Raw genomic sequence first — 22,966 nt, forward strand, 5'->3', positions numbered from 1 at the left:
CGCGATGAGCGCCGGTGCGGTCACGCTGCTGGTGGTCGCGATCTGCCTGGTGCCGCTCGCCGGCCTGTTCGGCGCCATGGACGCCGCCCTGCAGCGGGTGTCGAAGGCGCGGGTCGAGGAGCTCCGCCGGGAGGGCGTCCGGCGGGCCGCCACGCTCGAGGAGGTCCTCGCCGAGCGGGCGCGGCACGTGTCGCTGCTCCTGCTGCTGCGGATCGTCTGCGAGATGGTCGCGGCGGTGCTGGTGGCCGTCGTCCTGGCCGGGCTGTGGGGGCTGGGCTGGCAGACGGTGCTCACCGCCGCGGGCGTGATGACCGTCGTCAGCTACGTCCTGGTCGGCGTCGGCCCGCGGACGCTGGGCCGCCAGCACGCCTATCCGATCGCCCTGCGCACCGCGGGGCTGGTGCGGGTGCTCGGCCGGGTGCTCGGTCCGGTGGCCACGCTGCTCATCCTGGTCGGCAACGCGATCACGCCCGGCCGCGGCTTCCGCGACGGGCCCTTCGCCACCGAGGTCGAGCTGCGGGAGCTCGTCGACCTGGCCGAGGAGCGCGGCGTCGTCGAGTCCGGCGAGCGCAACATGATCCACTCGGTGTTCGAGCTCGGCGACACGATCGCCCGCGAGGTCATGGTGCCGCGCACCGACGTCGTGTGGATCGAGCGCACCAAGACCCTCCGGCAGGCCCTGGCCCTGGCCCTGCGCAGCGGGTTCAGCCGCATCCCGGTGATCGGCGAGAACGTCGACGACGTCGTCGGGGTGGTCTACCTCAAGGACCTCGTGCGCCGGTCGCAGAACCTCGGCGAGGGCCGCGGCCCGCGGGTCGAGGAGCTCATGCGCCCGCCGGCGTTCGTGCCGGAGTCCAAGCCGGTCGACGAGCTGCTGCGCGACATGCAGGCCCGCCGCACCCACATCGCGATCGTCGTCGACGAGTACGGCGGCTTCGCCGGGCTGGTCACCATCGAGGACATCCTCGAGGAGATCGTCGGCGAGATCGCCGACGAGCACGACGCCGTGCAGCGCCCCCCGGTCGAGCGCCTCGACGACGGCTCGGTGCGGATCACCGCGCGGCTGCCGGTCGAGGACCTCGCCGAGCTCTTCGACGTCGAGCTGCCGCGCGACGACGACGTCGAGACCGTCGGCGGCCTGCTGGCGCGCGAGCTGGGCCTGGTGCCGATCGAGGGCTCGCAGGCCGAGGTCGCGGGGCTGCGGCTGGTGGCCGAGAGCACCGGCGGACGGCGCAACCGCATCGACACGATCCTGGTGTGCCGGGTGCCCGAGGTCTCCGACGACCCCGAGCACCAGTCGGGGGCCACCCGCGCCGACGTGCACGCCGGCGCCGAGAGCTGACCGCCCACCACGACGTGGCAGGCTGCCGTCCTGTGCCCGACCTGCAGCCCGAGGACGCCAAGCTCGTCACCCTCGCCCGCTCCGCGCGCGGCCGCACCGGTGCCCCGGAGGGCGCCGCGGTCCGCGACACCGACGGGCGCACCTACGTCGCCGCCTCGGTGTCCCTGCCCTCGCTGACGCTGTCGGCGCTGCAGGCCGCGGTCGCCGCCGCCGTCTCCAGCGGGGTGGAGGGGCTGGAGGCCGCCGCGGTCGTGTCCGACGCCGACGCGGTGGAGGACGCCGGGCTGGCCGCCGTCCACGACCTCACGCCGTCCGCGCCCGTGCACCTCGCCGGCCCCGACGGCGCCCTCCGCGCCACGACCTGAGGGCACCGCGACGATCAGGGGACCTGATCGTGGAGCGTCCTCCCTCACGGTGGGACGTGCGGGAGGACACCGCACGATCAGGTCCCCTGATCGTCGCTGCCTCCACCGGGGTGTCAGCCGGCGGTGGGAGACTGGGGCGGTGAGCACGCCGGAGCAGCCGTACCGCAGCGGCTTCGCCTGTCTGGTGGGCCGCCCCAACGCCGGCAAGACCACCCTGACCAACGCCCTCGTCGGCGAGAAGGTCGGCATCGTCAGCAACCGGCCGCAGACGACGCGGCACGCCATCCGCGGCGTCGTCCACCGGCCCGGCGGGCAGCTCGTCCTCGTCGACACCCCCGGCCTGCACAAGCCGAAGAGCCTGCTCGGTCGCCGGCTCAACGACGTCGTCCGCGACACCCTCTCCGAGGTCGACGTGGTGGTGTTCTGCATCCCCGCCGACCAGCCGGTGGGCACCGGCGACCGGTTCATCGCCCGGCAGCTGAAGGACGTGAAGGCGCCGCTGATCGTCGTCGTGACCAAGACCGACGCCGCGTCGAGGAAGCAGGTCGCCGAGCAGCTGGTGGCCGCCAGCGCGCTGGTCGAGGCCGCCGAGGTCGTGCCCGTCAGCGCGGTCGGCGGCGACCAGGTCGAGCTGCTGGAGGACCTGCTGGTCGGCCTGCTGCCCGAGGGCCCGCCGCTGTACCCCGAGGAGCAGACCACCGACGAGGAAACCGACCGGCAGATCGCCGAGCTCATCCGCGAGGCGGCGCTGGAGAAGGTGTTCCAGGAGGTGCCGCACTCCCTCGCCGTCACCGTCGAGGAGCTCAACCGCCGGCCCGACCCCAAGCGGGCGGGTGCGGAGCTGGTCGAGGTGCACGCGCTGCTGCACTGCGAGCGCCCGAGCCAGAAGCCGATGCTGCTCGGCAAGGGCGGGTCGGTCATCAAGGCGATCGGCACCGAGGCGCGGGCCGGCCTGGAGGAGCTGCTCGGCTCCCGGGTGCACCTCGACCTGCACGTCACCGTCCTCGGCGAGTGGCAGGACGACCCGAAGAAGCTGAACAGGCTGGGGTATTGAGCACCACACCGAAGTCGCTGTACCGCGACGAGGGGATCGTCCTGCGCACCCAGAAGCTGGGGGAGGCCGACCGGATCGTCACGGTCCTCACCCGCCGGCACGGCAAGGTGCGGGCGGTGGCCAAGGGCGTGCGCCGCACCAAGAGCAAGTTCGGCGCCCGGCTCGAGCCGTTCAGCCACGTCGACCTGCAGCTCTACACCGGCCGCAACCTCGACATCGTCAGCCAGGCCGAGTCGCTGCGCTCCTACGGCTCGGTCATCGCCGCCGACTACCCCGCCTACACCGCCGGCACCGCGGTGCTCGAGACCGCCGACCGGCTGATGGCGGAGGAGGAGAAGGAGCCGAACCTGCGGCTGTTCCTCCTCGTCGTCGGCGCGCTGCGGGCGCTGTCGGAGCGCACCCACCCGGCCGGGCTGGTGCTCGACGCGTTCCTGCTGCGCGCCATGTCCGTGGCCGGCTGGGAGCCCGCGCTCGGCGACTGCGCCCGCTGCGGCGTCGAGGGCCCGCACCGGCACTTCTCCGTCCCGGCCGGCGGCACCGTCTGCCGCGAGTGCCGCCCGACCGGGTCGGCGATGCCCAACCCGGTCACCATCGGGCACCTGGAGGCGCTGCTGTCCGGCGACTGGGAGACCGCCGAGGCCAGCGAGAACCCGCAGCGCCGCGAGGGCAGCGGGCTGGTCGCCGCGCTGCTGCAGTGGCACCTCGAGCGCGGGCTGCGGTCGCTGCCGCTGGTCGAGCGCCCCGACGTCGCCCCCCGGCGGGAAGCGGGCCTGCTGCGTGAGGCGTGAGGTGAAGGCGCCGAACCCGCACCCCTCGGGCGTCCGCCCGCCGGCGATCCCGGCCGGCAAGGTGCCCGGCCACGTCGCGATCGTCATGGACGGCAACGGCCGGTGGGCCAAGGAGCGCGGCCTGCCGCGGACGGCGGGGCACGAGGCGGGGGAGTCCTCGCTGTTCGACTGCGTCGAGGGCGCCATCGAGCTCGGCGTGCAGGCGATCAGCGCCTACGCCTTCTCCACCGAGAACTGGCGGCGCAGCCCCGAGGAGGTCCGCTTCCTCATGGGCTTCAACCGCGACGTCATCCGCCGCCGCCGCGACGAGATGCACGAGCTCGGCGTCCGGGTGCGCTGGGCCGGCCGCCGTCCGCGGCTGTGGCGCAGCGTCATCAGGGAGCTCGAGGTCGCCGAGGAGCTCACCAAGGACAACGACGTCCTGACGCTCACCATGTGCGTGAACTACGGCGGCCGCGCCGAGATCGCCGACGCCGCCGCCGCGATCGCCCGCGAGGCCGCCGCCGGGCGGCTGGACCCGGCGAAGGTCGACGAGCGCACCGTCGCCCGGTTCCTCGACGAGCCCGACATGGCCGACGTCGACCTGTTCGTGCGCAGCTCCGGGGAGAACCGGACGAGCAACTTCCTGCTCTGGCAGTCGGCCTACGCCGAGTTCGTCTTCCTCGACACGCTCTGGCCCAACTTCGACCGCCGGCACCTGTGGGCCGCGTGCGAGGAGTACGCCTCCCGGCAGCGCCGCTTCGGCAGCGCCTGAGGGCTCCTCCTCCGCGGGTTCGCGCCGGGATCCGTTGACAGGGCCGCGGGGCCGACCCGACAGTGGCGCCTCCCCCGACACACCGACGGCCCGCTGCGGGTGCCGTTCGTCCACGGTCGGGGCCACGGGCGGGAGGCTCCTCGGGTGTCGGTCCACACGCCGCCGGTCGCGCTGACCGCCGCGGCCGGCGCACCGGCGACGGTGCCGCCGTTCGACCAGGTCGCCGTCCGGGTCGCTCCCGGGCGGGACCTCGTCGTCCGGCTGCCCGGGGTGCTCCTCGTCGTCGGTGTCACCACCCGGCCGGCCGGCCCGGCCACCCCGCCGGCCGAGCCGGCGCTCGCCGGGTGGGGACCGGCGCCCGTGGCCACCGCGCCGGTCGCCGCCCCGGCCGGCGACGCCCACGTGGGCGAGCTGGTGGCACTGTGCCGGCGGGTGTCGGCCGCCGGCAGCCGCGCGCCCGGACGGCAGCTGCCCGGGGAGCTGCGCAGCTGGCTCGGCTCGGTGACCGGCCCGCCGTCGTTCGCGGTGGTCGCCGCGACCGAGGACGGCCTGGCGCTGGTGCTCGCCGGCCGCGGCAGCGCCGAGGTCCCCGACCTGGGGCTGCGCCTGACGGCGGCGGAGGGGGAGGAGCTCGGCGACGGGACGCGCGTCCTCGACCGCCTCGTCGCCTGGCCGCCGGCGGCGCTCCACCTGTCGGCCGGCTCGCCCGCCGACATCGCCCCGCACCCGCTGGCCGACCTGGAGGCCGGCGCCGTCCCCGGGGCGGCCGCCGTGCTCTCCCCGGCCCCGTCCCCGTCGGCGCCCGGAGCGGCGCCGACGGGGACGGCGCAGCTGCGGCTGCCCGTCCCGCACGCGTCGACGCCGTCGCTGCCCCCGCCGACGCCGCGGCGCCCGCGTCCGGCCGCACCGCCGCCTCCGGTTCCGGACCCGGCGCCGGCCGGGCCGGCGCCCCACGGGCACGGGGACCACGCCGGACACCGGCGGCCCGTCCCGGCCGAGCCGGCTCCGGCTGCCCCCGCCGAGCTGCCGCCGCCCGCACGGTCGGCCCTGCTGTTCGGCGCGGACGCCGAGGCCGAACCGGCCCGCGCGCCGCTGCCCACCCCGGGCGCCGACGTGTCCTCGGTGGCTGCTCCGGTCGCGGAGCCGGCGGACGACCGCGTCCGGGTCGAGGGCGTCCTCTGCGGCAACGGCCACCTCACCGACCCGCGCGCCGGCTCCTGCGCCCTGTGCGGCGCCCGCACGCCGCACCGGCCCGCGGTCCTCACCGGACCCCGCCCGCCGCTGGGGCTGCTGGTCTTCGACGACGGCGCCACGGTCAGCCTGGACACCGACTACCTGCTCGGCCGGGAACCGGAGACCGACCCGCGGGTCGCGTCCGGCCGGCTGCGGCCGCTGCTCGTGGTCGACCGGACCGGCGGCGTCAGCCGGCACCACGCCGAGATCCGCCTCGAGGGCTGGGACGTGCTGCTGGTCGACACCGGCTCGGCCAACGGCACGCTCGTGGCCCCGCGCGGCGCGCCGGGCTGGTCCTCGCTGGTGCCCGGCCAGCCGGTCCGGCTGACCCCGGGCACGGCCGTCCGCATGGGCGGGCGGCAGTTCGTCCTCGCGTCGCCGTCCGGCGGCTCCTGAGCGCACCGCCGGATCCGGCGTCCCGTCAGGGACCGTGCCCGCACGGCGCGACGGCGGGCACGACCGGGTTCCGGGGCGGCTCCCGTCCCGGCACACTGGCCCGCTGCCGCGCCGCGGCGTCCCGGCCGGGGCCGGGGAGGAACCGTTCAGGAGGACGTGGATGGACGCCGTCGGCCTGGCGGGCGCGGCGCCCGCCCACATCGCGGACTACCAGGTGGTCCGGGTGCTGGGTGAGGGCAACAACGGCCGCTTCTACCTCGCCCGCCCCCCGGCCCGCCTCGGCCTGCCCGACGAGTACGTCGCGGTCAAGGTCTTCACCGGCAGCCACAGCGTGCAGGCCTACGAGCGGGCCGTCCGGGAGCTGCGCGCCTTCGCCCAGGTCGCCTCGCCGCACCTGGTACGGGTCTTCGACGCCGTGCTGCAGGACAGCTTCCTGTACGCGATGGAGTACTGCCCGCTCGGCTCGCTCGCCGCTCCCGCCCGGCCGCTGAGCCGCGGGGAGGTGCTGCGCGCGGTCGCCCACGCCGCCCACGCCACACACGCCCTGCACGAGGCCGGTCTGACCCACGGTGACGTCAAGCCGGCCAACGTCCTGCTCACCGAGGACGGCGGCAAGCTCTCCGACCTCGGCCTGGCCCGCTACCTGACCCCCGGCGTGACGCTGACCGGCATGGCCAGCGCCGCCTCCGTGGAGTTCCTCGACCCGGCGCTGCTGCGCGGTGAGCGGCCGTCGCGGGCCACCGAGGTCTTCGCGCTCGGCGCCACCCTCAACCGGGCGCTCACCGGCACCGGCCTCTACGGCGAGCTGCCCGACGGCGAGCCGCTGCTGGCCATCCGCCGGGTCCTGAGCGCCGAGCCGGCGATCAGCCCCGGGCTCACCGAGGACGAGGCGGCGCTGGTGTCGGAGTGCCTGGCCCCGGCGGGGCAGCGGCCGGCCACCGCCGGGCAGGTGGCCGCGCGGCTGGACCGGCTGGCCGCCGCGGCCCTGGGCGCGGCCCGGGCCTGAGCGGCCGCCGCGACGACGACGGGCCAAGACGACGGGCCAGGACGACGGGCCCCGGACGACGGGCCCCTGACGACGGGCCTCAGCGGGGACGGAAGTCGCTCAGGCTCGCGTCGTTCCACCACGCCCACAGGTCGGCCAGGCCGGATTCCCCGCCGCCGGGGACGATCACCAGCGCCTCCGCGGCGACGTCGTTCTGCGTCCAGGCCAGGTTGGCGTTGCCGTCGCCGTCCACCCAGCAGGCCACCCGCCCGGCCGCCCGCTGGTCGGCGCCGGTGTACTGCCGGTGGCCGTGCGCGTCGGGGCAGTCGGTGTCGCCGAGCTCGTCCAGGTGCAGTCCCGCCACGTCGACGAGGAACACCCGGTCGACGGCGGCGCGGTCCTCGTAGAGGTAGAAGGCGGCGGCCGAGGGGCCGGGCTGGGTCAGTGCCGCGCCGCAGGCGACGGCGGCGAGGTCGCCGTCGCCACCGGGGTCGGTCGTCTCGCACGTGGCGGGGTCGAAGTCCGCCGGCAGGACGTCGAGCAGCCGCTGCTCGGGGTCGGCCGCGTCCTGGCCGCCACCGGTCGTCGTACCGGCCGACGAGCCCGCGTCCGTCGTGCCGCCGGCGGTGCCGGTGGCTGTGGCGGTGGCGGTGGCCGTGGCGGTGGCACCCGTGTCGGTCGCGGTGGCACCCGTGTCGGTCGCGGTGGCACCCGTCTCGGTGGCGCCCGCGTCCGTCGTCCCCGTCGACGTGGCGGAGGTGGCGGTCGGGGCGTCGGACCGGCCGACCAGCGCGACCACCGCCACGCCGGCGAGCACCAGCAGCGCCGCGATGCCGGCCAGGACCAGCGGCAGGCGGGTGGACCTCCGCCGGCCCGAGGGCGTCGCCCCGACCGGCGGCGGCAGACCGACACCCGGGCCGTACCCGGGGGAGCCGGGGCCCGGGGGCGGTCCGTACCCGACGGGCACGCCGGGGTCGGACGGCGGCCCGTACCCGACGGGCACGCCGGGGTCGGACGGCGGCCCGTACCCGACCGGCACGCCGGGGTCGGACGGCGGCCCGTACCCGACGGGCACGCCGGGGTCGGACGGCGGCCCGTACCCGACCGGCACGCCGGGGTCGGACGGCGGCCCGTACCCGGCGGGCGCAGCCGGGTTCGACGGTGGCCCCCACGCGGCCGGGGCGCCCGGGGAGGAGAAGTCGACCGTCTGCGGACGCAGCGGCAGGGGGGTGACCGACGTCGGCGGCGCGGCCTCCGCGCGGGGCGCCACGCCACCGGCGGCCAGTGCCGCCCGCGCGGCCGCGGCCAGCTCCCCGCAGGTGGACCAGCGCTCGTCGGGCTCCTTGGCCAGGCCCCTGCGGACGACGTCGTCGAGCGCGCGCGGCAGTCCCGGGCGCAGCGTCGACGGCGGCGGCGGGCTGGTGTTGAGGTGGGCGTACATCAGCGCGGCCAGCCCGTCCCCGGTGAACGGCCGGCGGGCGGTGAGGCACTCGAAGAGGACGCAGGCCAGCGCGTAGACGTCCACCCGCCGGTCGATGGGCCTCTCGAGGAAGCGCTCGGGCGCCAAGTAGTCGAAGGACCCCAGCGCCGCGCCGGTCTGGGTGAGCGAGGGGCCCTGCGAGTCCGTCGTCGACCGGGCGATGCCGAAGTCGACCAGGTAGACGAACTCGTCGTCGCCCGACCCGGTCAGCAGCACGTTGGACGGCTTGACGTCGCGGTGCACCAGCCCGTCGGCGTGCGCGGCGTCCAGGGCCCGCGCCGTCTGGCTGACGATCGACACCGCGCGCGCGGGGTGCATCGGTCCCTCCGCGGCCAGCACCGCGGCCAGGTCGCGGCCGGGCACCAGGCGCATGTCGAGGAACAGCCGGCCGTCGATCTCGCCGTAGCGGTGGATCGGGACGATGTGCGGCTCGTTGAGCCGGGCGGCCAGGTGCGCCTCGCGCCGGAAGCGCTCGCGGTAGCCGGCGTCGGCCGCGAGGTGCTCGGAGAGGACCTTGAGCGCGACCGTGCGCTCGTGCTCGGTGTCGTAGGCCCGGTAGACCTCGCCCATCCCGCCGCGGCCGAGCAGCGCCTCGATGCGATAGGGGCCGAACTGTTGCAGGTCCACCGGTCGTTCCTCCGTGTGCCGCGGGCCCGGACGCGCGCCGGATCCGGCGCCGGGTGCGGGTCGTCGGCGGAGTCTAGGGACGGCGACCGACCCCGACCAGCGCCCCGGCCACGGCGCGGGACACCCCGGCTGGGCAGGGACGACGGCGGCCAGCAGAGTGGACGCCGTGCGCAGACCACCAGCCCACGGCCCGGTGCGTCCCGGGGAGGCGCGGTGTTCGCGGTGACCCGGCTGCGGGTCCCCCCGGGGGACGTCGTGGAGCTGCGGGCCGCCGTCGACCGCCTGCTGGCCGCCCTCGCCGCCCGGCCCGGCTGGCGCGGCGGCGAGGTGGGGCAGGCCGCGGACGACCCGTCCCTGTGGGCCGTGGTGACCCGCTGGGACGGCGTCGGCGCCTACCGCCGGGCGCTGTCGGCCGCGGAGGTGAAGATCGCCGGGGCGCCGGTGTGGGTGCACGCGCTCGACGAACCCGGCGCCTACCTCCCGCCGGGGTGAGGTCGGCGCCGTGATCGTGCGGCTGGGTGCGGCCGGGTCCGGTGCGTAGCCTGCGTCGGACAGGACACCCCCAGCCGGGAGGACGGGCCCGATGAGCCAGCCGCCGCAGGACGACGGGACGTCGGCCGACCGCACCCGCGAGCTGCACCTGCCCCCGGTGCCCGGCCGTCCCGGCTCGCCGGCGCCGCTGCCCGACCAACCGACCGACCGGCTGCCCGGGCCACCGGACCGCATCCCGACCCTGCGGGTCGACGGGGTCGGGGGACAGCCCGGGACTCCGGGCACCGGCTCGTTCCCGGGCGGTCCCGGCCCCGGTCCCGGCCCTGATCCCGGCTACGGCCCGCCCGGCTACGGCCCGCCCGGTCCCGGGTACGGCCCGCCCGGTCCCGCGTACGGGCCGCCCGGGTACGGCCCACCCGGGTACGGGCAGCCCGGTGGTGGCCCGGGGTACGGCGCTCCGCCGCCGCCGCGGAAGAGGCGGCGGGGCCTGGTCGCGGCTCTGGCCGCCCTCGTCGTCCTGCTGGTGGGTGCCGCTGTGCTGGCCGCCGTGCTCCTCGCCCGCCGCGACGCCGGCACCGACGTGGCCACGTCGCCGTCGGCCACCGCGACGACGTCCGCGGGCACGTCGTCGACCTCGGCGGGCTCCTCGTCGTCCGCGCCGCAGTCCTCGTCCGGGTCGCCGTCGGGCGAGGGCGGCTTCGGGGGCGGCGCGGCCACGCCGACCGGCGGCGGTGGGGGGTCGACGACGCTCAACGTCCCCGGCAGCCCCGAGTTCGCCGCCGGCTGGGTGCAGTCGCTCGTCGACCAGGACGCGGACGCCGCCTACGCCGACCTGTGCGCCGCCGGGCAGGCTCAGCTCCCCGATCCCGCGGCGCTGCAGGCGGACTTCGAGACCTTCCTCGGCGGGCGCATCACCGAGGGCTCGGCCACCGACGCGGCCGCGGCCGGCGACGTCGACGAGGTGAGCTTCGAGGTGACGCTCGAGGACGGCACGCCGCGCGCCTTCGTCGTCACGGTGGTCGACGAGGGCGGCCGGCCCGCCGTCTGCGGCTACACGTCCCGCTGACCGGACCGGGCGGGGCCCGCCGGCGGGCCGACTACCGTGGGCAGGTCAACTCGCCGACCGCCAGCCGGATGGAGCCCCCAGCCCGTGAGCGCCAGCACCACCCCCTCGACAGCGCCGCACGACCCCGCCCGCCTCGAGAAGGTGGTCAACCTCTGCAAGCGCCGGGGGTTCGTGTTCCCCTCCGGTGAGATCTACGGCGGCACCCGCTCGGCCTGGGATTACGGGCCCCTGGGCGTCGAGCTCAAGGAGAACATCAAGCGGCAGTGGTGGCGCACCGTCGTCCAGCGCCGCGACGACGTCGTCGGCCTGGACTCCTCGGTGATCCTGCCGCGCCAGACCTGGGTCGCCTCCGGTCACGTCGGCGTCTTCACCGACCCGCTCACCGAGTGCCAGAACTGCCACAAGCGGTTCCGGGCCGACCACCTCGAGGAGGAGTTCGAGGCCCGCAAGGGGCGCGCGCCCGAGAACGGCCTGGCCGACGTCTCCTGCCCGAACTGCGGCGTCACCGGCCGGTGGACCGAGCCGCGCGACTTCAACATGATGCTCAAGACCTACCTCGGCCCGGTCGAGGACGAGTCGGGGCTGCACTACCTGCGCCCGGAGACCGCGCAGGGCATCTTCGTCAACTTCGCCAACGTGATGGGCGCCGCCCGCCGCAAGCCGCCGTTCGGCATCGGCCAGATCGGCAAGTCGTTCCGCAACGAGATCACGCCGGGCAACTTCATCTTCCGCACCCGCGAGTTCGAGCAGATGGAGATGGAGTTCTTCGTCGAGCCGGGCAGCGACGAGGAGTGGCACCAGTACTGGATCGACGAGCGGACCCGCTGGTACACCGACCTCGGGATCGCGCCGGAGAACCTGCGGCACTACGAGCACCCGACGGAGAAGCTGAGCCACTACTCGAAGCGCACCGTCGACATCGAGTACCGCTTCGGCTTCACCGGCTCGGAGTGGGGTGAGCTCGAGGGCATCGCCAACCGCACCGACTTCGACCTGTCCACCCACACCCAGCACTCCGGCGTGGACCTGTCCTACTTCGACCAGGCCAGCAACACCCGCTGGACGCCGTACGTCATCGAGCCGGCAGCCGGCCTGACCCGCTCGCTCATGGCCTTCCTCGTCGAGGCCTACACCGAGGACCAGGCGCCCAACGCCAAGGGCGGCATCGACACCCGCACCGTGCTGCGGCTGGACCCGCGGCTGGCGCCGGTCAAGGCCGCCGTCCTGCCGCTGTCGCGCAACGCCGACCTCTCGCCCAAGGCGCGCGACCTGGCCGCGCAGCTGCGGCGCAACTGGAACGTCGACTTCGACGACGCCGGCGCCATCGGCCGCCGCTACCGCCGCCAGGACGAGGTGGGCACGCCGTTCTGCCTCACCGTCGACTTCGACACCCTCGAGGACCAGGCGGTGACCGTGCGGGAGCGGGACTCGATGGGCCAGGAGCGCGTCGCCCTGGACCAGGTCGAGTCCTACCTCGCCGCCCGCCTGCCCGGCTGCTGAGGCCCCGCGACCGACGGCACCCCGTCCAGGCTGGCGGCGGAGTGCACCGCCGGGCCGCCGTCCGCGAGCAGGTCGAGGGCGGCGGCCAGCACCGTCCCGACCGGGACGCCGGCCACGAGCGACCGGTCGTGCCCGCAGCGGGACCGGCTCTGGTCGGTGCCGCAGACGGGGCAGTCGGTGCGCGCGGAGACCGCGACGCGGTGCCGCCGGCGGGTCAGCGGACCGGCGTTGAGCAGGTTGTGCTCCAGGAAGACGCCCACCGTCGCCGTCCCCACCGCCTCGGCGAGGTGCCGCGGTCCCGAGTCGTTGGCGACCGCCAGCCGGCACCGGGCCAGGACACCGGCCAGCGCCCCGAGGGACAGCCGGCCGACCAGGTCGAGCAGCGGAGCCGACGACGCCGCCCGGATCGCGTCGGCCGCCGCGCGGTCGTCGGGGCCCGAGCCGACGAGCACCACCTGCACGCCCTCGGCGCCCAGCGCGTCGGCGACCGCGGCGAAGGACCGAGCCGGCCACCGGCGCCGCGGGTCCTGGGCGCCGGGGTGCAGCGCGACCAGGGGCTCCGGGCCGGCCGGCAGGACGGCGTCGGCCGCGGCGGCGTCGGCCGGGGTGAGGACCAGCCGGGGCTGCAGGGACACCGGGGCCGCGCCGACCAGTCCGACGAGCTCCAGGCAGCGCAGCACCTCGTGCTGGTCGGAGGAGTAGGGGAGCCAGCGGTCCAGTGCAGGGGCGCCGGTGTCGCGGGCGCCGACGGTCACGCGGGCGCCGAGAGCCGCCACGAACGGGTTGGAGTTGCCCCCACCGCCGTGCAGCTGCAGGGCCAGGTCGTAGCCCTCCTCCCGCGAGGCGGCGAGGAAGCGCCGGACCTCGGGGCTGTCCCGCGCCGCGCCCGGGGCATCGCGCACGCCTGGCCACGGCGGGACGACGACCACCCGGTCCCACGGCCCGGGACGGCCCTCGAGCAGCTCCGGGTGCCACGGCGCGCCCAGGACGGTGACCTCGGCGTCCGGGTAGGCGGCCCGCAGCGCGGTCATGGCCGGCAGCGTCAGCACCCAGTCACCGAGCCAGTTGGCCCGCAGGACGGCGATGCGGGCGACGTCGGGCACGAGACCCCCCGCGGTGCCCAGCAGCGCAGGCGACCTCGACACGCGTCCTCCTCGGCTCGGTGGCGGAGGACTGCCCTGCCCAGACGGGTACCCGCTCATGCCCGACAGCACGTGCACATCCGTACACCACGAGGTGTATCGTGGCGTCGTGGGCCGGACCAACATCGACATCGACGACGACCTGGTCGGTCGTGTCATGCGCCGGTACGGGCTGCGCACCAAGAAGGACGCCGTCGACTTCGCCCTGCGTCAGGTGAGCGCCGCGCCGATGACACCCCGCGAGATGCACGCCATGCGCGGCAGCGGGTGGGACGGCGACCTCGACGCGACCCGCCGCGGTGAGGCCGAGGAGCTCGCCGAGCAGTGGCCGGCGCCCCCCGCGTGACGGTCCTCGTCGACTCCTCGGTGTGGATCGCCTACCTGCGCGGCGTCGAGGGGGAGGAGACCGACCTCCTGCACGGGCTCATCACCGACGGCGCGGCGGCGACGACGGACGTCGTCCTGCTGGAGGTCCTCGCCGGCACCAGCGACGAGGACCGTGCCGGCCGGCTGGCGCGCTTCCTCGCCGGGGCCGAGCTGCTGCGCCAGGAGTCCCCGGTGGACGCCGAGACCGCCGCGGCCCTGTACCGGGCCTGCCGGCGGGCGGGGGAGACACCCCGCTCGCTGAACGACTGCGTGGTGGCCGCCGTGGCGCTGCGGCACGGGGTCGGCGTGCTGCACCGCGACCGCGACTTCGCCGTCCTCGCCCGGCACACCGGCCTGCGGACCCTCCCGGCTCCCCGCTGACCTGCGCGGGACGCGCCGGACGTCCGCCTACCCTGGAGGCGTGACCGCCACCCTCGAGCCGACGACGACGGCACTGCCGCCGCTGCGGCTCGGGTCGCTAACGGTGGATCCCGCGGTGGTGCTCGCGCCGATGGCCGGCATCACCAACCCGGCCTTCCGGACGCTGTGCCGGAAGTTCGGCGCGGGCCTCTACGTCTGCGAGATGATCACCACGCGGGCACTGGTCGAGCGCAGCGAGAAGACGCTGCGGATGATCCGGGCCACGCCCGAGGAGGCGGCGGCCGGCTTCTCCGTCCAGCTCTACGGGGTCGATCCGGTCACGGTCGGGCGGGCGGTGGAGATGCTCGTCGACGAGGAGGTCGCCGGCACCCGCCCGGCGCACGTCGACCTGAACTTCGGCTGCCCGGTGCCCAAGGTGACCCGCAAGGGCGGGGGGTCGGCGCTGCCGTGGCGGCGGGTGCTGTTCCGCGACATCGTCCGCGCCGCGGTGGCGGCCGCCCGCGACGTGCCGGTCACGGTCAAGACCCGCATCGGCATCGACGCCGACCACGTCACCTACCTCGACGCCGGCCGGATCGCCCAGGACGAGGGCGCCGCGGCGATCACGCTGCACGGCCGCACCGCCGACCAGCTCTACAGCGGCACCGCCGACTGGGCGCCCATCGCGCGGCTGGTCGAGGCCGTCGACATCCCGGTGCTCGGCAACGGCGACGTCTGGGAGGCCGACGACGCGCTGCGGCTGATCGCCGAGACCGGGTGCGCCGGCGTCGTCGTCGGCCGCGGCTGCCTGGGCCGGCCCTGGCTGTTCGGCGACCTCGCCGCCGCCTTCGCCGGGGAGTCGCGCCGCGCGCTGCCGACGCTGCGCGAGGTGGCCGCGGTCATGCAGCGGCACGCCGAGCTGCTGTCGGAGGGACAGGGCGAGCTGCACGGCTGCACCGACTTCCGCAAGCACGTGGCCTGGTACCTCAAGGGCTTCTCGGTCGGCTCGGACGTCCGCCGCGCGCTGGCGATGGTCAGCTCCCTCGACGAGCTGGCCGGCCTGCTCGCGCGCGTCCCCGACCAGCCCTGGCCGACGGCGGTGCTCGGCGGCCCGCGCGGCCGGACCAGCAGCCCGCGGCCGGTGGCGCTGCCCGAGGGCTGGCTGGACGACCGCGACGACCCGCGGCCGCCGGCCGGCGCGGAGCTGGAGACGAGCGGCGGGTGAGCACGGGCCCCTATCTCTACGACGAGGACCCCGAGCCGCTGCACACCGGCACGCCCCGCACCCGCAACGGCCTCATCCTCGCCATCCTCGGCGGCACGGTCGCCGTCGCCGTGGCCGCCGTGGTCGCGCTGCCGCTGGTCCGGGGGAGCGGGGAGGACCAGGCCCGCGAGGTGGTCGGCGTCTTCCTCGCCGCCCTCCGGGCGGGGGACACCGAGACCGCCGGCCAGCTGCTGTGCGAGTCCGAGCGTGACCGCGGCGACGCCGAGGAGGTCGCCGCCGCCTACGCCCAGCCGGGGACGGGGGAGGTCGAGGACGTGACCGCCGGCGAGGTCGACGGCACCGACGTCCAGCAGGTCCTCGTCCGGTGGGACGACGGTGCCGCCGGCACCGAGACGACCGTGACCGTGGTCCTCGAGGACGGCCCGAGGATCTGCGGCAGCACGCCCGCCGGCTGAGCACCGCACGACCGGTTCCTCCGGTCGCCGCGGGGCTGGCGTCCGCGCAGCCGGTGGGCCACCATCGCTGCCTGGCTCCCTGCGGACGTATGAGACGTCTACCCGAGACGGCCCGCGGAGCCGAGCCCGCCGGAGCGGCGCACCGGGGACCCCGCGCCACCGCCACCGGCGGGCGACGGTCAGCCGGCGGACGAGCGCGGAGGTGCGCGGTGGGCAGCGGGACGGGCACGACGACCTGGGTCTACGACTTCAGCGAGGGCTCCAAGGAGCAGAAGGACCTCCTCGGCGGCAAGGGCGCGAACCTCGCCGAGATGACCAACCTGGGCCTGCCGGTGCCACCCGGGTTCACCATCACCACTGACGCCTGCCGCTACTACCTCGCGCACGGCAGCACCCCGCCCGACCTGGCCGACCAGGTGACCGAGCACCTCACCGCGCTGGAGAAGGCGATGGGCAAGACGCTCGGCGACCCGGCGGACCCGCTGCTGGTGTCGGTGCGCTCCGGAGCCGCGGCGTCCATGCCCGGGATGATGGAGACCGTGCTCAACGTCGGCCTCAACGACGAGTCGGTGCAGGGCCTCGCCGCGCAGTCGGGCAGCGACCGGTTCGCGTGGGACTCCTACCGCCGGCTGATCCAGATGTTCGGCAGGACGGTGCTCGACATCGACGGCGAGCACTTCGAGCACGCCCTCGACGAGGCCAAGCGCGAGCAGGGCACCGACCTCGACCTCGACCTCGACGCCGAGCACCTGCGCGACGTCGTCGACCGGTTCAAGGCGATCGTGCGAGAGCACACCGGCCGCGACTTCCCGCAGGACCCGCGCGAGCAGATGGACCTGGCGATCAACGCCGTCTTCGACTCGTGGAACGCCCCCCGCGCGATCCTCTACCGCCGCCGCGAGCGCATCCCGAGCGACGCCGGGACGGCGGTCAACGTGTGCTCGATGGTCTTCGGCAACCTGGGCGCCGACTCGGGCACCGGGGTGGCGTTCACCCGCGACCCGGGCAGCGGCGAGCAGGGCGTGTACGGCGACTACCTGCAGAACGCGCAGGGCGAGGACGTCGTCGCCGGCATCCGCAACACCGTGCCGCTGACCGAGCTCGAGCGCATCGACGCCGACGCCTACGCCGAGCTCACGCAGATCATGAGCACCCTCGAGTCGCACTACCGCGACCTGTGCGACATCGAGTTCACCGTCGAGCGCGGGAAGCTGTGGATGCTGCAGACCCGCGTCGGCAAGCGGACGGCGGGCGCGGCGTTCCGGATCGCCGCCCAGCTGGTCGACGAGGGCCTCATCGACACCGACGAGGCGGTGCGGCGGGTCACCGGCGACCAGCTCGCCCAGCTCATGTTCCCGCGGTTCGTCTCCGGCGGGCAGGCCACCCAGCTCACCCAGGGCATGAACGCCTCGCCCGGCGCCGCCGTCGGCAGGGCGGTGTTCTCCTCGGAGGAGGCCGTGACGTGGGCCGACCGGGGCGAGAAGGTGGTCCTGGTCCGGCGGGAGACCAACCCCGACGACCTGTCCGGGATGATCGCGGCCGAGGGCGTGCTCACCAGTCGCGGCGGCAAGACCTCGCACGCCGCCGTCGTCGCCCGCGGCATGGGCAAGACCTGCGTCTGCGGGGCCGAGGAGCTGCAGGTCGACACGAAGAACCGCCGCTTCACCGCGCCCGGCGGGGTCACCGTCGAGGAGGGCGACGTCATCTCCATCGACGGGTCCACCGGCCGGGTGTGGCTCGGTGAGGTGCCGGTCGAGCCCTCGGCCGTCGTCCGCTACTTCGAGGGCGAGATCGACCCCGACTCCGCCGACGCCGACGACCTCGTGCGCAGCGTGCACCGCGTCCTGTCCCACGCCGACGCGACGCGGCGGCTGGACGTGCGCACCAACGCCGACACCCCCGAGGACTCCGCCCGCGCCCGGCGCTTCGGCGCCCGCGGCATCGGCCTGTGCCGCACCGAGCACATGTTCCTCGGCGACCGCCGGCAGCTGGTCGAGAAGCTGATCCTCGCCGAGGACGACGAGGGCAAGCAGGCCGCCCTCGACGCGCTCGCGCCGCTGCAGAAGCAGGACTTCCTGGAGATCTTCGAGGCGATGGACGGGCTGCCGGTGACCGTGCGGCTGCTGGACCCGCCGCTGCACGAGTTCCTGCCCGACCTCACCGACCTGTCGGTGCGGGTGGCCGTGGCCGAGGCACAGGGGCACCCGGACGAGGCCAACCTGCGGCTGCTGGCCGCCGTCCGCCGGCTGCACGAGCAGAACCCGATGCTCGGGCTGCGCGGTGTGCGGCTCGGCCTGGTGGTCAAGGGCCTGTTCGCCATGCAGGTGCGGGCGATCGCCGAGGCGGCCTGCGAGCGCAAGCAGGCCGGCGGCGACCCGCGGCCGGAGATCATGATCCCGCTGGTCGGGGCGGTGCAGGAGCTCGAGGCGATCCGCGAGGAGTCCGAGCAGGTGCTCAGCCGGGTGTTCGAGGAGCGCGGCGTCGAGCTCGACGTCCTCATCGGCACGATGATCGAGGTCCCGCGCGCCGCCCTGACCGCCGCCGAGCTCGCCGCGTCGGCCGAGTTCTTCTCCTTCGGAACCAACGACCTCACCCAGATGACTTGGGGCTTCTCCCGCGACGACGTCGAGGCCGCGTTCTTCCACGCCTACCTCGACAAGGGGATCTTCGGTGTCTCGCCGTTCGAGTCGCTGGACCGGCCCGGCGTCGGCCGGCTCGTGGAGGTCGCCGTCGAGGAGGGCCGGTCGGCGCGGGCGGACCTCAAGCTCGGGGTCTGCGGCGAGCACGGCGGCGACCCCGACTCGGTGCACTTCTTCCACGAGGTCGGGCTGGACTACGTGTCCTGCTCGCCGTTCCGGGTGCCGGTGGCCCGGCTGGAGGCCGGCCGGGCCGCGCTGGGAGCCGACCGCGCCGGCTGAGTACCCGTGATCATCGGCGGGTGGCGGCGATCGCCGGCGTGTCCGGCAGCCTCCTGCCGATGATCACCACGGTGGGGCGCCGAGCGGTGGGGTGGAGCGCACCCGCCACACCGGCCCCGGTGGCCACCGGGAGGCAGGAGCCCGTGATACCCATGGGGGATGCGGGTGGGGGCGCTGCTGTCGCGGATGGTGGGTGCCGTCGTGCTGTCCGCGCTGCTGCTGGTCGCCTCCACGGCGGCCGGCATCTGGTGGACCGCGCGGGGGGACTCCCGGCCGTCGTCCGACGCGATCGTGGTGCTCGGGTCGGCGCAGTACAACGGCGTCCCCTCGTCGATCTTCGCCGCCCGGTTGGAGCACGCGCTGACGCTGTGGGAGGACGGCGTCGCCCCGGTGGTCGTCACGGTCGGGGGCAAGGCCGCCGGCGACGCGTTCACCGAGGCCGAGGCCGGCCGCGACTACCTCGAGTCGGCGGGCATCCCGGCCGACTCGCTGCTCGCGGTGCCCGAGGGGGTCGACACGCTGGAGAGCATGCGGGCGGTGGGGACGGCCTACGCCGAGCGCGGGTGGACGACGGCCGTCCTGGTCACCGACCCCTGGCACGCCATGCGGGCCGAGCGGATGGCCGAGGACGCCGGCATGGAGGCCGAGAGCTCGCCCACCCGGCAGGGCCCGGCCGTGCAGACCCGCACCACGCAGTTCCGCTACATCCTGCGGGAGACGGCGGCCTACCTCCTCTACCGGGCGACCGGCGAGAGCGTGGCGGGAGCGCCGGGCATCGGCTGAAGGGGGGCGCGCGTGCTCGAGCTGGGCAGGGGCAGCAGGGGGGAGGCGCCGGTCCTGCGGGACGGCGTGGTGGTGGCCGCGCTGCGGGCGAGCAGGTGGCGGGAGGCTGCGACCGCTGTCGTCGGCGACCGCGAGTGGGTGTTCGGCCGGCGCCGGCGCGAGCTGGTGGGCCGGCTGTCCACCGACCCGGAGGACGCCACCCGGTTCCGCACCGTCTCCACCTCGGGGTGGCGGGGCACCTGGCGGGCCGAGCTCGACGGCGTGGTCGTCGACGCGGCCACGGCGTCGTGGTGGAGGGGCACGCGGCGCTTCACCGCCGGCGGGCGCACCGTCGCCGAGGCCGGCAGCACCGGGCCCTGGTCGCGGCGGCCCACGCTCACCGCCGACGACACGCTGCCGCTGGACGCCCAGGTCTTCCTGCTGTGGGTGCAGCTCGTCCTCGACCGCCGGCAGACCGCGGCCGCCGCTGCCAGCGGGGGCGGCGGAGGCGGCGGGGGCTGAGCCTCCGCGGCCCCCGCTGCCCCCGCCGCGGCCCTCGTCCGGCGGACCTCAGCGCGTCAGGCGAGCACCTCGGGGGCGGGCGTCTCCTCCAGGCGCAGCTCCGGCGGGGCCACGCGCAGGCCACGGGTGAGCACCAGCAGCCAGACGACGCCCAGTGCCAGCCACGAGACGCCGAGCCACAGCGCGTGGCCGTCCAGCTCGGTCAGCAGCCACACGTCCACCACGGCACCGAGCAGCGGGAGGACGACGAAGGTGAGCGGGTCCAGCGACTCCCCGGCCCGCCGCCGCCGCAGGAAGTGGGACACCACGCAGACGTTCACCATCGTGAACGCGGTGAAGGCGCCGAAGTTGATGAACGACGTCGACGTCGACAACGAGAACTCCAGGGCCAGCAGGCCGACCGCGCCGCTGAGCGCCAGGTTCACCACCGGCGTGCGGAACCGCGGGTGCAGGTAGCCGAACACCCGCCGCGGCAGCACCCCGTCGCGCCCCATGGCGTACAGCAGCCGGCTGACGCTGGACTGCGCGGCCAGACCGGAGGCGATGCCGCCGATCACCACGCCGGCGACCAGCAGCGAGGCGAACAGGTCGCCGCCGATCAGGGTGGCGATGTCGAAGGCGGCCGAGGACTCGTCGGCGAACGCGCCGCCAGGGTGCACCAGCTGGGTCACGTAGCCGACCACGAAGAAGATCAGGCCACCGGCCAGGGCGGTCAGCACGATGGCGCGGGGGATCGTCCGGGTCGGGTGGTGCGTCTCCTCGGTGAGCGTGGTGACGGCGTCGAAGCCGAGGAAGGAGTACGCGGCGATCGCCGCGCCGGAGGCGATGCCGCCGATCGTCGTCGCGGAGTTCCACAGCGGGGCCGTGGCCGAGCCGCCGCCCCCGTGGTGGAGGGAGAGCAGGACGAACACCACCAGGACGACCATGGTGAAGGCCATCAGCAGGTAGGTCGCGATGTCGGCCAGCCGCACGCCGAGCACGTTGATCCCGGTGGTCACCAGGATGTGCCCGACGACCCAGATCCAGAACGGCACGGAGGGGAACTGGGCCTGCAGGAAGGACGCGCCGATGAGCCAGATGACCATCGGCAGGAAGAAGTAGTCGAGCAGGATCGCCCAGCCGACCAGGAAGCCGAGTCGGGAGTCGATCAGCTTGCGCACGTAGGTGTAGGCCGAGCCCGACACCGGGAAGACGCGGGCCATCTTCCCGTAGCTCAGGGCAGTGAACAGCATCGCGACCGTCGCCAGGACGTACGCGGTCGGCGTCGTCCCGGCGCTGGCGGCCGCGACGATGCCGAAGGTCGTCAGCACGACCATCGGGGCCATGTAGGCCACGCCGAAGAGCACCACCGAGGGCAGGCGCAACTGGGGGACGAGGGAGGGCTGGGCAGGGGGCATCACGGGCTCCCGGGGGATGGGTGGTCAGAGCCGGCCGCGCCGTGCGGTGCGGCCGTGGGGTGGAGGGGTCAGACGGCGGTGCTGCCGCGCCAGGTCGCGGGGTCGATCCGGCCGCCGTACATCGGCAGCGGCACGGGACCCTCGTCGTGGCCGTGCTGGTACTGGTCCCACACGCGGTTGAGGCCGGCGGTGCCGAAGCGGCGCACGGTGGTCACGGCGTCGAGGTCGATCACGTCGGTGAGGACCGACGGCAGCTCGCTGACCGCCTCCACCCGGACCCGGCCCTCGGGGTCGACCACCAGGCTGCGGCCCAGGCCGGACGGCGTCCCGGCGTTGAGGCTGGCCACGAAGACCTGGTTGACGATCGCGTTCGCCCGCGCGATCACCGTCTCCTGGGCGCGGTCGGCGGTCGGGGTCTTCACCAGGTTGAGCACCAGCTCGGCCCCGAGCCAGGCCAGCTGGCGGGTGTGCTCGGGGAACCAGGCGTCGTAGCAGACCGACAGCCCGACCCGGCCGTGACCGGGCATCTCGAAGACGACGAAGTCGCGGCCGGAGGCGCAGGTCTCGTACGGCCGCCAGGGGAAGATCTTGCGGTACGCCGCGGCCCGCCGGCCCTCGGGGGAGTACACGAGCGCGGTGTTGTACACGCGGCCGTCCTCGCCGAGCTCGCTGACGCTGCCGGGGACCAGCCAGATCCCCAGGTCGCCCGCGAGCTGCGCGAGGAACTCGTGCCGGGGGCCGTCGAGCGGCTCGGCGGAGTCGGTGACCTGCTGCTCGGTCCGGCGGGGGTCGAGGTCGTCGCCGGCCAGGTGCAGCTCGGGGTAGACCAGCAGCCGCGCCTGCGGGTACGTGCGCGCCACCTGCTCGACGTGCCCGGCGAAGCCCTTCAGGTCGCCGGGGTCGCGGCCGGCGGCCTGGACGAGCGCGAGCGGGAGGGGTCGGGACATGCTGCTCCTCGTTAGGTCGTCGTCCGGTCGCGTCCTCGCGGTCCCGGATTCCTTGAAGAAGAGTCAAGGAATGGTGTGACGGCTGTCAAGCCCCCGCCTGTGACGCTGGCAGGATCACGCCGTGGCCCGCGTGAAGAACCAGGCGCTCCGCCGCGCCGAGCTGGTCGAGGCCGCCTCCCGGGCGCTGCTCGACCGCGGCGTGGCCGGCCTGCGGCTCAAGGACGTCGCCGAGCAGGCGGGGCTGACCCCCGGATCGGTCCTCTACTACTACGCCGACGTCGAGGAGCTGCTGACCGAGGTCTTCGGGCAGGGCACCCGGCTCTACTGCGACGGCCGGGAGGAGCGCGTGGCCCGCGCCGGCGGCGTCCGCGACCGGCTGCGCGCCTGCATCGCCTCGGGCGTCCCGTACCCGGGCGAGCCGGCCGCCGCCAGCCAGGTCCTGTACGAGCTGATGCCCGTCGTCGTCCGCCACCCCCGCGGCGCCGCGCTCTACGGCGAGTTCTTCGACCGCCAGGCGGCGCTGTACGAGGGCGTGCTGGCCGACGGCGCCCGGGCCGGTGAGCTCCGCCCGATCGGCGACGCCGCGGACCTCGCCCGCGGCTTCGTCGCCCTCGAGGACGGCTTCGGCATCCTCGTGCTCACCGGCGCCGAGACGCCGGAGAGCGTCGAGCGGCGGCTGCTGGAGCACGCCCGGGTGGTCGCCGGGCTCTAGGCGGCCGGTCGGGACCCGGGCTGGGGACGGTCGCCGCTGCGCTCGTCCCGACGGTGGATGATCGGTGCGGGGCGCGCA

General features: G+C 75.4%; 22 protein-coding genes. 18 read left to right on the plus strand and 4 right to left on the minus strand.

Going from position 1 to position 22,966, the window contains the following annotated elements; all coding sequences use genetic code 11:
- Positions 1-4: 4 nt before the first annotated feature.
- The 7 genes from ACU616_RS16180 (at position 5) to ACU616_RS16210 (ending at position 6,938) form a co-directional block, all read left to right on the plus strand.
- Positions 5-1,342, plus strand: coding sequence for a hemolysin family protein (locus tag ACU616_RS16180; protein WP_446759465.1), 1,338 nt, complete (start codon positions 5-7; stop codon positions 1,340-1,342).
- Positions 1,343-1,374: 32 nt separating this feature from the next.
- Positions 1,375-1,707, plus strand: coding sequence for a cytidine deaminase (locus tag ACU616_RS16185; RefSeq protein WP_446759466.1), 333 nt, complete (start codon positions 1,375-1,377; stop codon positions 1,705-1,707).
- A 139-nt stretch (positions 1,708-1,846) separates the two neighbouring features.
- Positions 1,847-2,761 (plus strand): GTPase Era, encoded by a 915-nt coding sequence (era, locus tag ACU616_RS16190; RefSeq protein ID WP_446759467.1) that lies wholly within the window; start codon positions 1,847-1,849, stop codon positions 2,759-2,761.
- Positions 2,758-3,549 (plus strand): DNA repair protein RecO, encoded by a 792-nt coding sequence (recO, locus tag ACU616_RS16195; RefSeq protein ID WP_446759468.1) that lies wholly within the window; start codon positions 2,758-2,760, stop codon positions 3,547-3,549. The genes era and recO overlap by 4 nt, the downstream gene beginning before the upstream one ends.
- A 1-nt stretch (position 3,550) precedes the next feature.
- Positions 3,551-4,303, plus strand: coding sequence for an isoprenyl transferase (locus tag ACU616_RS16200; RefSeq protein ID WP_446759469.1), 753 nt, complete (start codon positions 3,551-3,553; stop codon positions 4,301-4,303).
- Between the two features lie 144 nt (positions 4,304-4,447).
- Entirely contained in the window at positions 4,448-5,932 is a 1,485-nt protein-coding gene (locus tag ACU616_RS16205) for an FHA domain-containing protein (protein ID WP_446759470.1), read from the plus strand.
- A gap of 160 nt (positions 5,933-6,092) precedes the next feature.
- Positions 6,093-6,938, plus strand: coding sequence for a protein kinase domain-containing protein (locus ACU616_RS16210; protein ID WP_446759471.1), 846 nt, complete (start codon positions 6,093-6,095; stop codon positions 6,936-6,938).
- 79 nt (positions 6,939-7,017) lie between these two features.
- Here ACU616_RS16210 and ACU616_RS16215 read toward each other — a convergent pair whose 3' ends face one another.
- A complete protein-coding gene (locus ACU616_RS16215) occupies positions 7,018-9,024 on the minus strand; it encodes a protein kinase domain-containing protein (protein WP_446759472.1) in 2,007 nt (668 codons plus the stop codon).
- Positions 9,025-9,237: 213 nt separating this feature from the next.
- Between ACU616_RS16215 and ACU616_RS16220 the strand changes: the two genes are divergently transcribed.
- From ACU616_RS16220 to ACU616_RS16230, 3 genes are all read left to right on the plus strand, one after another.
- Positions 9,238-9,516 carry an antibiotic biosynthesis monooxygenase family protein gene (locus ACU616_RS16220; protein WP_446759473.1) on the plus strand — a complete coding sequence of 93 codons (279 nt, stop codon included), beginning with the start codon at positions 9,238-9,240 and terminating at the stop codon, positions 9,514-9,516.
- A gap of 91 nt (positions 9,517-9,607) precedes the next feature.
- Positions 9,608-10,582: a hypothetical protein gene (locus ACU616_RS16225; protein WP_446759474.1), complete on the plus strand. Its 975-nt coding sequence runs from the start codon at positions 9,608-9,610 to the stop codon at positions 10,580-10,582.
- An 84-nt stretch (positions 10,583-10,666) separates the two neighbouring features.
- Positions 10,667-12,082, plus strand: a complete 1,416-nt coding sequence (locus ACU616_RS16230) for a glycine--tRNA ligase (protein WP_446759475.1) — start codon at positions 10,667-10,669, stop codon at positions 12,080-12,082.
- On the opposite strand, the gene ACU616_RS16235 is transcribed toward ACU616_RS16230, so the two are convergent.
- Positions 12,052-13,227, minus strand: a complete 1,176-nt coding sequence (locus tag ACU616_RS16235; protein WP_446759476.1) for a glycosyltransferase family 9 protein — start codon at positions 13,225-13,227, stop codon at positions 12,052-12,054. The genes ACU616_RS16230 and ACU616_RS16235 overlap by 31 nt on opposite strands.
- A 106-nt stretch (positions 13,228-13,333) precedes the next feature.
- Here ACU616_RS16235 and ACU616_RS16240 point away from each other — a divergent pair, with 106 nt between their 5' ends.
- The 7 genes from ACU616_RS16240 to ACU616_RS16270 all read left to right on the plus strand — a co-directional run bounded on the left by ACU616_RS16240 (position 13,334) and on the right by ACU616_RS16270 (position 19,832).
- Positions 13,334-13,570, plus strand: coding sequence for a type II toxin-antitoxin system VapB family antitoxin (locus ACU616_RS16240; RefSeq protein ID WP_446759477.1), 237 nt, complete (start codon positions 13,334-13,336; stop codon positions 13,568-13,570).
- Positions 13,549-13,971, plus strand: coding sequence for a type II toxin-antitoxin system VapC family toxin (gene vapC / locus ACU616_RS16245; protein WP_446759478.1), 423 nt, complete (start codon positions 13,549-13,551; stop codon positions 13,969-13,971). Before ACU616_RS16240 ends, vapC begins: the two co-directional genes overlap by 22 nt.
- 40 nt (positions 13,972-14,011) lie before the next feature.
- Positions 14,012-15,175, plus strand: coding sequence for a tRNA dihydrouridine synthase DusB (gene dusB / locus ACU616_RS16250; protein ID WP_446759479.1), 1,164 nt, complete (start codon positions 14,012-14,014; stop codon positions 15,173-15,175).
- Positions 15,172-15,630: an Rv0361 family membrane protein gene (locus ACU616_RS16255; protein WP_446759480.1), complete on the plus strand. Its 459-nt coding sequence runs from the start codon at positions 15,172-15,174 to the stop codon at positions 15,628-15,630. The genes dusB and ACU616_RS16255 overlap by 4 nt, the downstream gene beginning before the upstream one ends.
- Before the next feature lie 209 nt (positions 15,631-15,839).
- Positions 15,840-18,548, plus strand: a complete 2,709-nt coding sequence (ppdK, locus tag ACU616_RS16260) for a pyruvate, phosphate dikinase (protein ID WP_446759481.1) — start codon at positions 15,840-15,842, stop codon at positions 18,546-18,548.
- Positions 18,549-18,707: 159 nt separating this feature from the next.
- Positions 18,708-19,331, plus strand: a complete 624-nt coding sequence (locus ACU616_RS16265) for a YdcF family protein (protein ID WP_446759482.1) — start codon at positions 18,708-18,710, stop codon at positions 19,329-19,331.
- Positions 19,332-19,343: 12 nt separating this feature from the next.
- A complete protein-coding gene (locus ACU616_RS16270; protein WP_446759483.1) occupies positions 19,344-19,832 on the plus strand; it encodes a hypothetical protein in 489 nt (162 codons plus the stop codon).
- A gap of 56 nt (positions 19,833-19,888) precedes the next feature.
- Here ACU616_RS16270 and ACU616_RS16275 read toward each other — a convergent pair whose 3' ends face one another.
- The gene (locus tag ACU616_RS16275; RefSeq protein ID WP_446759484.1) at positions 19,889-21,229 is read right to left on the minus strand and encodes an APC family permease; all 1,341 of its coding nucleotides are present in this window, start codon (positions 21,227-21,229) and stop codon (positions 19,889-19,891) included.
- A 68-nt stretch (positions 21,230-21,297) separates the two neighbouring features.
- Entirely contained in the window at positions 21,298-22,176 is an 879-nt protein-coding gene (locus ACU616_RS16280) for a carbon-nitrogen hydrolase family protein (protein ID WP_446759485.1), read from the minus strand.
- A gap of 121 nt (positions 22,177-22,297) precedes the next feature.
- On the opposite strand from ACU616_RS16280, the gene ACU616_RS16285 reads away from it, so the two are divergent.
- Positions 22,298-22,888 (plus strand): TetR/AcrR family transcriptional regulator, encoded by a 591-nt coding sequence (locus ACU616_RS16285; protein WP_446759486.1) that lies wholly within the window; start codon positions 22,298-22,300, stop codon positions 22,886-22,888.
- The last annotated feature ends 78 nt before the right edge of the window (positions 22,889-22,966 follow it).

This window comes from Geodermatophilus sp. URMC 62 (assembly GCF_052931475.1).